At 67.5% G+C, this 10,727-nt stretch carries 8 protein-coding genes; 3 read left to right on the top strand and 5 right to left on the bottom strand.

The window, feature by feature from the left end; all coding sequences use genetic code 11:
* Positions 1-265: 265 nt before the first annotated feature.
* Positions 266-1,258 (top strand): tRNA dihydrouridine(20/20a) synthase DusA, encoded by a 993-nt coding sequence (gene dusA / locus ACT535_RS02140; RefSeq protein WP_476363188.1) that lies wholly within the window; start codon positions 266-268, stop codon positions 1,256-1,258.
* Between the two features lie 134 nt (positions 1,259-1,392).
* The gene (locus ACT535_RS02135; protein ID WP_168457802.1) at positions 1,393-2,229 is read left to right on the top strand and encodes a sulfite exporter TauE/SafE family protein; all 837 of its coding nucleotides are present in this window, start codon (positions 1,393-1,395) and stop codon (positions 2,227-2,229) included.
* A 9-nt stretch (positions 2,230-2,238) separates the two neighbouring features.
* On the opposite strand, the gene ACT535_RS02130 is transcribed toward ACT535_RS02135, so the two are convergent.
* Positions 2,239-2,880, bottom strand: coding sequence for a hypothetical protein (locus ACT535_RS02130; protein WP_476363187.1), 642 nt, complete (start codon positions 2,878-2,880; stop codon positions 2,239-2,241).
* Between the two features lie 233 nt (positions 2,881-3,113).
* On the opposite strand from ACT535_RS02130, the gene ACT535_RS02125 reads away from it, so the two are divergent.
* On the top strand, positions 3,114-3,998 hold the full coding sequence (locus ACT535_RS02125) for an ATP-binding protein (protein ID WP_476363186.1): 885 nt from the start codon (positions 3,114-3,116) through the stop codon (positions 3,996-3,998).
* Positions 3,999-4,175: 177 nt separating this feature from the next.
* Here the strand turns inward: ACT535_RS02125 and recQ are convergent, their stop codons facing one another.
* The 4 genes from recQ to ssb form a co-directional block, all read right to left on the bottom strand.
* Positions 4,176-5,993, bottom strand: coding sequence for a DNA helicase RecQ (gene recQ, locus ACT535_RS02120; protein ID WP_476363185.1), 1,818 nt, complete (start codon positions 5,991-5,993; stop codon positions 4,176-4,178).
* Between the two features lie 56 nt (positions 5,994-6,049).
* On the bottom strand, positions 6,050-6,661 hold the full coding sequence (locus tag ACT535_RS02115; protein ID WP_476363184.1) for a LysE family translocator: 612 nt from the start codon (positions 6,659-6,661) through the stop codon (positions 6,050-6,052).
* 37 nt (positions 6,662-6,698) lie between these two features.
* Positions 6,699-9,458 (bottom strand): DNA gyrase subunit A, encoded by a 2,760-nt coding sequence (gene gyrA, locus ACT535_RS02110; protein WP_476363183.1) that lies wholly within the window; start codon positions 9,456-9,458, stop codon positions 6,699-6,701.
* A gap of 345 nt (positions 9,459-9,803) precedes the next feature.
* Entirely contained in the window at positions 9,804-10,361 is a 558-nt protein-coding gene (ssb, locus tag ACT535_RS02105) for a single-stranded DNA-binding protein (RefSeq protein ID WP_168457797.1), read from the bottom strand.
* Between the last annotated feature and the right edge of the window lie 366 nt (positions 10,362-10,727).

Raw genomic sequence — 10,727 nt, 5'->3', positions numbered from 1 at the left:
GGAAGGGAGATGGCGGCAAAGGCGGCGCACGCCACGTAAGCACGTGCACCTCCCTTCCTCGCCATCGTTGCGGCGAAGGAACGCTCGGTGACGTGCTGCCCCTTCGACGGATCGGGGCTCTCCAGGAGCCGGATTTTGGTTTAGGGAAGGGGGCCGACCGTGCGCGCACCGTGTGCGCACACGAGTCGAAAAAGAAATCCGGGTCGTATCGGGTTGCAACCGGGATCATTCCCCACCCGGCCCAATGTGATAGTATTCAAGAATAATGTTTGAGAACCAGAAGCTTACGTTTTCGGTAGCGCCCATGATGGATTGGACGGACCGGCATTGCCGGGCCTTCCATCGCACCTTCTCCCGCCGTGCGCTGCTCTATACCGAGATGGTGACGGCGCCGGCTGTGATCCATGGCGACCGGGCGCGACTGCTGGGTTTTTCGGACATCGAGCATCCGGTTGCGGTTCAGCTGGGCGGCAGTGATCCGGCCCTTTTGGCCCAGGCGGCGCGCATTTGCGCCGATTTCGGCTATGACGAGATCAACCTGAATGTGGGCTGCCCCTCCGACCGGGTGCAGGGCGGCAATTTCGGCGCCTGCCTCATGCGGGAGCCGCAACTGGTGGCCGATTGCGTCGCCGCGATGAAGGGCGCCGTCGCCCTCCCCGTCACCGTGAAATGCCGGATCGGCGTGGACGACCAGGACCCGGAGGAGGCTCTCGATACCCTCGCGGACGCGGTGCTCGCGGCCGGTTGCGACGGGCTCATCGTCCATGCCCGCAAGGCGTGGCTGAACGGCCTCTCGCCGCGCGAGAACCGGGACATTCCGCCCCTCGACTATGACCGCGTGCGTCGCCTGAAGGCACGCCTGCCGCACGTGCCGGTGGCGCTGAACGGTGGCATCGAAAGCCTCGCGCAGGGGCTCGCCGAGGCGGAGGGTCTCGACGGCATCATGCTCGGCCGCGCCGCCTACCAGAATCCCGAACTTCTCGCGGCGGTGGACCCCACCTTCCACGGCGTCCCCGCCGCGCACGCGGATACGTTCGCCGCCATCGAGGCGTTCGAGCCCTACATTGCCCGGCATCTGGACGCCGGCGGCCGCCTCTCGGACATCACCCGGCACATGCTTGGACTGTTCGGGGGCAAGAAGGGCGCCCGCATCTTCCGCCGCCGCCTCTCCACCGAGGCCATCATCCCCGGTGCGGGGCTTGAGGTGCTACGCGGCGCGGTGGACGAGGTGCGCCGCCGGGATCGGCTGGCGGCCTGAGCGGGCCGCAATGCCAAGAGATTTGCGTGAATAGCGGACCTTCATCGTGCGCCATGCGGCTGGCGCAGTGGACAGATGGCGAAATCCGGGCCACTCCTCGTCACCCTTCTGCCCGCAAGCCTTCGGTCCCGCTCATGTTTTCCAACGTTCCCGTGCAGGAACTCGTCCTGCTCGTCGGCGCCATGCTGGCCGGCGGAGTGCTGACGGGCCTGCTCGCCGGCCTTTTCGGAATCGGTGGCGGCGGCGTCATCGTGCCGGTGCTTTACGAGGTGTTCGGTTTCCTCGGGGTGGATGACAGCGTGCGGATGCAATTGTGCGTTGGCACCTCCCTCGCCATCATCATCCCCACCGCCATGGCCTCCCACCGCACCCACATCGCCAAGGGCGCGTCCTTGCCTGGCGTGCTGGCGAAATGGCGCATCCCGGCCATCATCGGCATCATCACCGGCAGCGCCATCGCGGCAGTGGCGGCGGGCTGGGTGCTGCAGGCGGTTTTCGTGGCGGTGGTCTCGCTGCTGGGCCTGAAGAGCCTCATCGGCCGCAACGACATCCGCATTGCCGACCACCTGCCGTCCTCCGCGATGATGCGGTTCTACGGCTTCTTCATCGGCCTGGCGTCGTCGCTGGTGGGCATCTCGGGTGGCGGCATCTCCACCAACATTCTGCTGCTCTACGGCGTGCCGATCCATGCGGCCGTCGCAACCTCGGCGGGCATCGGCGTCATCATCCCCATTCCGGGAGTGATCGGCTATGCCATTGCCGGCTGGCCGCATTTGTCGGAGCTGCCGCCGCTCTCCATCGGCTATGTGTCGGTGATTGGATTCCTGTGCATCGCGCCGGTGGCGACGCTGGTGGCGCCCTATGGCGCGCGCCTCGCCCACCGGCTCAGCCGGCGCCATCTGGAGATCGGCTTCGGCCTGTTCCTGCTCCTGATCGGCGCCCGCTTCCTCATCGCCATCATCCACGGCTGAGGCGGGGCCTCACCAGCGGTGGGTAAAGCCGGCGGTGATGCTCTTGTTCAACGTCGAGCCGGTATCGGCCACGGAGGTGGTGACGGTGAGGTCCGGCGCGAGCTGCTGCTGGGCGCTCACCGTGGGCAGAAGCTGGGACGAGGTGCTCGTGGCCTTGGTGGTGACGGCGAAGGTGGTGCCCATGTCCGTCAGCTTGAGGCTGAGCGACTTGTCCGTCTCCCATTCCTGCGAACCGGCCTTGACCTGGTAGGTGTCGGCCAGCGTCGCCGCGAGGCCGGAGCTGAGGGGAATGGTGCGCTCGAAGGTGGTCGCGAGCTTGCTCGCGGCATCGTTGGGATCGACCGAGACGTTCACCGTGCCCTTCTCCCAGACCATCCAGTCCGGCAGCCGGGACACGGTGACCTTGGCATAGGCGGTGCCGCCGAGGCCATCGGCGCTCTGACCGACGGTGGGCGCCACGCTCGATCCGGCGGCCGAAAGGTCGAGGCCGACCACTGCGCCATAGTCCTGCACGGGCGTCGAATAGGTGAGCGAGGTCGAGCCGTCGGCCTTCAATGCGGTCTTGGCCTCGGTCCCGTCGGCGAAGGCAGGCGCGGAGGCGAAGAGCGGCGTCGCCACAAGGGCGGCACAGGTGAAGGGGCGGATCGCCATAGGTCTCGACCTCCCGGGGCAGAGGGTGGGGCGCGGAACAATGGCCGCGCACGCGGCTACCGTTCCTCTCGGTCACGTTGGTCGAGGATGGATGGGGAGAAGTTAAGGCGGAATTGTTGCGCTGCAGCGTCGTCCACACCATGCGCCCTCTGCATGGCTTTTGCGCCACAGCCGCACTGTCACGCCTTGCCGCCGGGCCGGGCGCGTCCTAATCCCCGCGCGGGAGGATGATAATGACACAGCCGGACCTTTCGAGCGCGACCCTCGACCTGCTCACCCGCATCGCCGGAGCGCTGGAGCGCCTCGCCCCGCCCGCGGTGCCGATCCCCGACTTCGAGGCGGCCGACGCCTTCGTCTGGCACACCGATCCGATCCGCTTCGAGCCGGTGCCGCGGGTCAACCGGGTGGAAATGGATCTGCTGCAGGGCATCGACCGGGTGCGCGACCAGCTGGTGGAGAACACCGAGCGCTTCGCCCGTGGCCTGCCGGCCAACAATGCGCTGCTCTGGGGCGCGCGCGGCATGGGCAAAAGCTCGCTGGTGAAGGCCTCCCACGCCGCGATCAACCGGTCGCTGGCCGATGATGGCGCGCGTCTGAAGCTGGTGGAGATCCACCGCGAGGACATCGAGACACTGCCGGCGCTGATGGGGCTGGTGCGCGGCTCCCATCACCGCTTCATCGTCTTTTGCGACGATCTCTCGTTCGATTCCGACGACACGTCCTACAAGTCGCTGAAGGCGGTGCTTGAGGGCGGCATCGAGGGGCGGCCGGACAACGTGATCTTCTATGCCACCTCAAACCGCCGCCACCTGCTGCCGCGCGACATGATGGACAATGAGCGCTCCACCGCCATCAATCCCGGCGAGGCGGTGGAGGAGAAGGTCTCCCTCTCTGACCGCTTCGGCCTGTGGCTCGGCTTCCACAAGTGCAGCCAGGACGAATACCTCGCCATGGTCGCGGCCTATGTGGAGCACCACGGCATTCCGGCGACAGAGGAGGAATGGCGGCCGAAGGCGCTCGAATGGGCCACCACCCGCGGCGCCCGCTCGGGCCGGACGGCTTACCAGTTCGTGCAGGACCTCGCCGGCCGGCTGGGGGTGGCGCTGAAGGCGGCGTGAACGGGAGCCCCTACCCCGCCGGATGTCCTGCTGGTATCCCGTCGCCCTCCGGCTCGACCGGAGGGCCCATGGTGCGGTTCGCCGCCGCGTCCGGGCGGCTGTCACGGTGGGCGGATGGGTCCTCCGGTCGAGCCGAAGGACGACGGCGGTCTCGATTGGCAGCGCCAAGCCGCCCGCTCACCCCTCCGCGATGACCTGCAGGAACTGCTGGCCGTAGCGCAGCAGCTTGGCCTCGCCGATGCCGGAGATCATGCCCAGCGCCTTCATGGAGGTGGGCTTCAGCTCGGCGATGGCCATCAGGGTTGTATCGTGGAAAATCACGTAGGGCGGCACGCCCTGCGCCCGCGCCAGCTCCAGCCGGAGCTTCTTCAGTTTCTGGAACAGCGCCTCGTCCGCCGGATCGGCCAGAGCGGCGGACGGCCCGCGACCGCCGCCGGTGACGCGGGCGGCGCGGGGGCGGGCCTCGGCCTTCAGCTCCACCCGCTCCTCGCCGCGCAGCACCGGACGGCATTTCTCGGTGAGGCCGAGGCTGCCGTGGCCCTCCACGTCCACCCACAGATAGCCCATGGCCACCAGCTGGCGGACCACGGCCCGCCATTCATCGCGCGAGAAATTGCCGCCGATGCCGAAGGTGGAGAGCTTGTCGTGGCCGAACTTGGTCACCTTGTCGTTGGCGTCGCCGCGCAGCACGTCGATCACATGGCCGGCGCCGAACCGCTCTCCGGTGCGATAGACGCAGGAGAGCAGCTTCTGCGCCGCCTCGGTGCCGTCGAAGGTGCGCGGCGGGTCCAGGCAGGTGTCGCAATTGCCGCAGGGCTGCGGCAGGTCTTCCTCAAAATATTTCAGCAGCACCTGCCGCCGGCAGGAGGCGGTCTCGGCGAGCCCCAGCAGCGCATCGAGCTTGCTGCGCTCCACGCGCTTGCGCGCCTCCGGGGCATCCGAACCGTCGACGAACTGGATGAGCTTGGCCACATCCTCCACGCCGTAGAGCAGCAAAGTCTCGGAGGGCAGGCCATCGCGGCCGGCGCGGCCGGTCTCCTGATAGTAAGCCTCGATGCTCTTCGGCAGATCGAGATGGACGACGAACCGCACGTCCGGCTTGTCGATGCCCATGCCGAAGGCAATGGTGGCCACCATCACCACCCCCTCCTCCTTCAGGAAGCGATCCTGATGGCGGGCGCGGGTGTCGGCGTCGAGGCCGGCGTGATAGGGCAGCGCCGTGCGGCCCTCTGTGGAGAGCATCTCGGCGGTCGCCTCCACCTTCGCCCGGCTCATGCAATAGATGATGCCCGCCTCGCCGTCGTGGGCGTCGAGGAAGGCTTTCAACTGCACGCGCGGATTGGCCTTCGGCGCGATGCGGTAGCGGATGTTCGGCCGGTCGAAGGAGGACAGGAACACCTGCCCCTCCTCCAGATTGAGCCGCTCCACGATCTCACGGCGCGTCGGGCCGTCCGCCGTCGCGGTAAGGGCCATGCGCGGCACGCCGGGATAACGCTCGTGCAGGATGGTGAGCTGACGATATTCGGGCCGGAAATCGTGCCCCCACTGGGAGACGCAATGGGCCTCGTCGATGGCGAACAGCGAGATTCGCGCGCCGTCCAGCAGATGGAGGAAGCCGTCCGTCAGCAGCCGCTCGGGCGCCACATAGAGCAGGTCGAGGTCGCCCATGGCGAGCGCCCGCTCCACCTGCCGGCCTTCGCCCGGCGCGAGCGAGGAATTGAGCATGGCCGCCTTCACGCCCAGCTGGCGCAGCGCCTGCACCTGGTCGTGCATCAGCGCGATGAGCGGCGAGACCACGATGCCGGTGCCCGGCCGCACCAGCGCCGGCACCTGATAACATAGGGATTTCCCGCCGCCCGTGGGCATGAGCACGAGGGCATCGCCGCCGCCGACCACATGGTCCACGATCTCCCGCTGGCGCCCGCGAAACGCCTCGTAACCGAAGACGTGGCGCAGAACCTCGAGCGGGGCGGAATCATGCAGAAGGGCAGACATGGGGCCTTATAGCCCCCTGCCCCCGCGGGGCAATGCGGAGCGGCGCCGCGGAGAGCCTATCGCCGTCCCGCCGCCAGCAGCAGCGCCGCACCGCCGACGAGGATGCCGGCGGAAACGCGGTCCGCCACGAGGGTGAAGCGCCCCTTGAGCGCAGCCCGCGCCTTGTCCGCCACCACCGCCCACAGCATGTCGCCCACGAGCGCGATGACCGCGAAGATCGCCGCCAGAAGCGCGATCTGCGGCACGGGATCAGCCGTGTTGGTGACGAACTGCGGCAGGAAGGCCGCGTGGAACAGGAGCGTCTTGGGGTTGGCGAAGGCCACCGCGAGCCCACGTCCGAAGGCGGCATGAGCGGAAGGTGTGGGCGCCTCCAAGGCCTTGCCGGCGGCGCGCCACTGCATAACCGCCAGCCAGACGAGATAGGCCGCGCCCGCATACCGCACGAGATCGAAATGGCGGGAGAAGGCTTCCACCACATAGGCGAGGCCCCCCGCCACCAGCGCCAATTGGGCGATGAGGCCCACATTGACGCCCATGGCGGTGAGGATGCCCGCCTGCCGACCATGCTTGAGGCTGGTGCCGACGATGAGCGCCACGTTGGGGCCCGGCGTCGCCCCCAGGGCAATGCAGGCGAGCACGAACAGGGCGAGGCTTTCGGCCGAGATCATCACTTGCGCTCCTCTGGCCGAAGCCCCCGCTCGCGGATCAGGCCTCCGGCGCGTCGTCTCCGGCGGCTTCCGCGCCGCCTTCGCCCGCCTCGCCCTCGGCGCCGGTATCCTCGCTGATATGCTCCACCGAGACCACGCGCTCGCCTTCCGCCGTGTCGAACACGATGACGCCCTGGCTGGCGCGGCCGACGATGCGGATGCCATCCACCGGGCAACGGATGAGCTGGCCGCCGTCGGTGACGAGCATGATCTGGTCGGCATCCTCCACCGGGAAGGAGGCGACGAGGCGCCCGTTGCGCTCGTTCACCGCCATGGCGACGATGCCCTTACCGCCACGGCCGGTGACGCGATATTCGTAGGACGAGGTGCGCTTGCCGTAGCCGTTCTCGGAGACGGTGAGGATGAACTGCTCCTTCGCGCCCATCTCTGCATAGCGCTCCTGGCTGAGCTGGCCGGAGCCGCTGGCCCCCTCTTCCTGCTCCACCTCGGCGCTCTCGCCCGCCTCGCCACGCAGGGCGCGGCGCATTTTGATGTAGGCGAGCCGCTGCTCGGCATCGGCATCCACATGGCGGATGATTGCCATGGAGATGACGCTGTCACCCTCCTCCAGCCGGATGCCGCGCACGCCCACGCTGTCGCGCCCCTTGAACAGGCGCACTTCGGTGGCGGGGAAGCGAATGCAGGCGCCGGCCGCCGTGGTGAGGAGCACGTCGTCCTCCTCCGTGCAGAGCCCCACATCGGCGATCGCCTCGCCGTCGGCCAGCTTCATGGCGATCTTGCCGTTGCGGTTCACCTGCTGGAAATCGGTGAGCGCATTGCGCCGCACGGTGCCGCCGGTGGTGGCGAACATGATCTGCAGGCGCTGGTTCTCGCCCTCGTCCTCGGGCAGCAGCACGACGGAGGTGATGCGCTCGTCCTGCTCCAGCGGCAGGATGTTGATGAGGGCCTTGCCGCGGGCCTGCGGCGCCGCCAGCGGCAGGCGCCACACCTTCATCTTGTAGACCTGCCCCTTGGAGGAGAAGAACAGCACCGGCGCGTGGGTGGAGGCCACGAACAGGCGGGTGACGAAATCCTCGTCGCGCGTCTGCATGGCCGAGCGGCCCTTGCCGCCACGCCGCTGCGCCCGATAGGTGGAGAGCGGCACGCGCTTGATGTAGCCGGCGTGGGAGACCGTGACGACCATCTCCTCGCGCTGGATGAGGTCCTCGTCCTCCAAATCGCCGAAGCCCTCGACGATCTCGGTCTTCCGGGGGGTGCCGAACTCCGCCTTGATGGCGAGCAGTTCGTCCCGGATGATCGCCCGCATGCGCGGCCGGCTGGCGAGGATGTCGAGATAATCGGCGATCTCGGCGGCGAGCTTGTCCAGCTCGTCGGCGATTTCGTCCCGGCCGAGGGCGGTGAGGCGCTGCAAGCGCAGGTCCAGGATGGCCCGGGCCTGCACTTCGGAGAGGCGATAGGTGCCGTCCTCCTTCAGCTTGTGGCGCGGATCGGCGATGAGGGCGATCAGCGGCGCCATGTCCTTGGCCGGCCAGTCGCGGCCCATCAGGGACTCGCGGGCGGTCGCCGGGTCGGGCGCGGTGCGGATGAGGCGGATCACCTCGTCGATGTTGGCGACCGCGATGGCGAGGCCCACCAAAACGTGCGCGCGGTCGCGCGCCTTGCGCAGCAGGAATTTGGTGCGCCGGCTGATGACCTCCTCGCGGAAGGCGATGAAGGCGGTCAGCACGTCGTGCAGGGTGAGCAGGCCGGGCTTGCCTCCGGAGAGCGCCACCATGTTCACGCCGAACGAGGTCTGCAGCAGCGTGAGCCGGTAGAGGTTGTTCAGCACCACGTCGGCCTGGGAGTCGCGCTTGATCTCGATGACCACGCGCATGCCGTCGCGGTCGCTCTCGTCGCGAATCTCGGAGATGCCCTCCACCCGCTTGTCACGCACCAGCTCCGCGATCTTCTCGATCATCGTCGCCTTGTTCACCTGATAGGGAATCTCGGTGACGATGAGGGCTTCGCGGTCCTTGCGGATGTTCTCGATGGCGACCTTCGCGCGCATCAGGATCGAGCCGCGGCCGGTGAGATATGCCTGTCGGATGCCGGTGCGGCCGAGGATCAGCGCGCCGGTGGGAAAGTCCGGGCCGGGCAACAGATCCAGCAGCGCCTCGGGCTCGAGCAGCGGGTCGTCCAGCAGGGCGACGGTGACATCGATGATCTCACCGAGATTGTGCGGCGGGATATTGGTGGCCATGCCCACCGCAATACCGCCCGCACCATTCACCAGAAGGTTCGGGAACTTGGCCGGAAGGACGCTCGGCTCCCTCTCGGTGTTGTCGTAGTTTTCCTGGAAGTCGACGGTTTCCTTGTCGAGGTCGTCGAGAAGGGTGTTGGTCACCTTCTCCAGGCGCACCTCGGTGTAGCGCATGGCCGCCGGGGCATCGCCGTCCACCGAGCCGAAATTGCCCTGACCGTCCACCAGTGGGAGGCGCATGGCGAAGGTCTGCGCCATGCGCACCAGCGCGTCGTAGACCGACTGGTCACCGTGGGGATGGTACTTACCGATCACGTCGCCGACCACGCGGGCCGACTTGCGATACTGCTTGTTCCACTCGTACCCGTTCTCGTGCATGGAGAACAGGATGCGCCGATGCACGGGCTTGAGGCCGTCGCGCACGTCGGGCAGGGCCCGGGCGACGATGACGCTCATGGCATAGTCGAGATAGGAGCGGGACAGCTCCTCCGTGATGGAAACGGGCCGGATGTCGGACGGCGGCTCGCCGCCACTCTTCGGCGTTTCGGAATCGGCCAAAAGTCAGCACTCGCATGGATTGGAAGGGCGCTTCCTTCTAGCCGATTCACCCTTCCGACGCCAGCAAAACCCCACCGGTTGGCTCAATTTTTCCCGTTATAAATCAATAACTTATGCGGAGCACTTTGCTAGGCGCCGCACATTTTGTCGCTTTTGCGTCAGAAGGGCCTGAAAAGGCATGAAAACCCGACCAGCGAACGACGCCGCGACGGGGCGACAGGGAACGCCACGCGTTCCCTCCACGTCGAGGCCCCGCACGCAGGAATGGACACTGCACGACCGGGCCGCGGCCGGGGTCACCGACGCTTCGCCCCGCCTCCACCGGCGCGACAGGCGCCGGCCGCCTCAGAAGGGGATTTCGTCGTCGAGATCGGCCGCGGGGCGACCACCACCCGAGCCGCCGCCCATCCCGCCGCCAGCCGGCGCCGGACGGCGCCCGCCGCCGGAACCGCCGCCGCTATAGCCGCCGAAGCTGCCACCGCCGCCACCCATGGGGCTGGCCGAGCCGAAGTCGGAGCCGCCGCTGTATTCGTCTGCTCCGGACCCGCCACCCTCGCGACCGTCGAGCAGCGTCAGCTCGCCACGATAGGGGCGCAGCACCACCTCGGTGGTGTAGGTCTCGCGGCCGTCCTTCTCATACTTGCGGGTCTCGAGCTGGCCCTCGATATAGACCTTGGAGCCCTTCTTCAGGAAACGCTCGGCGACGCCCACCAGATTCTCGTTGAAGATCACCACGCGATGCCACTCGGTGCGCTCGCGGCGCTCGCCGGAGGCCTTGTCGCGCCAGTTCTCGGACGTGGCAATGGACAGGTTGCAGACGCGGCCGCCGTTCTGGAACGACTTGACCTCCGGGTCGCGGCCCAGATTGCCGATCAGGATCACCTTGTTGACGCTGCCGGCCATCGCGCTCTCCCTCGTGCCGTAGTCCGTTTCTGGGCGCCACCGAAGATCGGCACGCCGCGAATCCCGCACCCTAGCGTCCCCGCCGGGCCACGCGACCCCCGGTGCGGCTTTATCCCCATGATGAACCGATGAACCGGCACGCTCTTCCGCGCGTATCACCTGAGGGATCAGATGTTCACGTTGTGTTCCTAGCCGACTTCCCCCAGACTGGCAAGGCCATCGGGCGCGCTCCATGCGAGTCGACGGCTCTTTTTGGGTGGCACCCTCCGGAGTTCTGATTATGTTCTCTTCCGCATCGCACAAGGTCCACTACATTTCCCTGAGTTCATGAGCACGTTCCTTGGCGCGCTGCGCGGCTTTCCAGCC

The sequence above is a fragment of the Xanthobacter sp. DMC12 genome (genome assembly GCF_056314105.1).
The sequence above is the reverse complement of the archived record's forward strand: the minus strand, read 5'-3'. Positions and strand labels throughout refer to the sequence as shown.

Excerpts from the sequence above, each read along its gene's own strand:
- ACT535_RS02125 (WP_476363186.1), top strand. The coding sequence starts at position 3,114 with ATGACACAGCCGGACCTTTCGAGCGCGACCCTCGACCTGCTCACCCGC.
- ACT535_RS02135 (WP_168457802.1), top strand. The coding sequence starts at position 1,393 with ATGTTTTCCAACGTTCCCGTGCAGGAACTCGTCCTGCTCGTCGGCGCC.
- recQ (WP_476363185.1), bottom strand. The coding sequence starts at position 5,993 with ATGTCTGCCCTTCTGCATGATTCCGCCCCGCTCGAGGTTCTGCGCCAC.
- ssb (WP_168457797.1), bottom strand. The coding sequence starts at position 10,361 with ATGGCCGGCAGCGTCAACAAGGTGATCCTGATCGGCAATCTGGGCCGC.
- dusA (WP_476363188.1), top strand. The coding sequence starts at position 266 with ATGTTTGAGAACCAGAAGCTTACGTTTTCGGTAGCGCCCATGATGGAT.
- ACT535_RS02115 (WP_476363184.1), bottom strand. The coding sequence starts at position 6,661 with ATGATCTCGGCCGAAAGCCTCGCCCTGTTCGTGCTCGCCTGCATTGCC.
- ACT535_RS02130 (WP_476363187.1), bottom strand. The coding sequence starts at position 2,880 with ATGGCGATCCGCCCCTTCACCTGTGCCGCCCTTGTGGCGACGCCGCTC.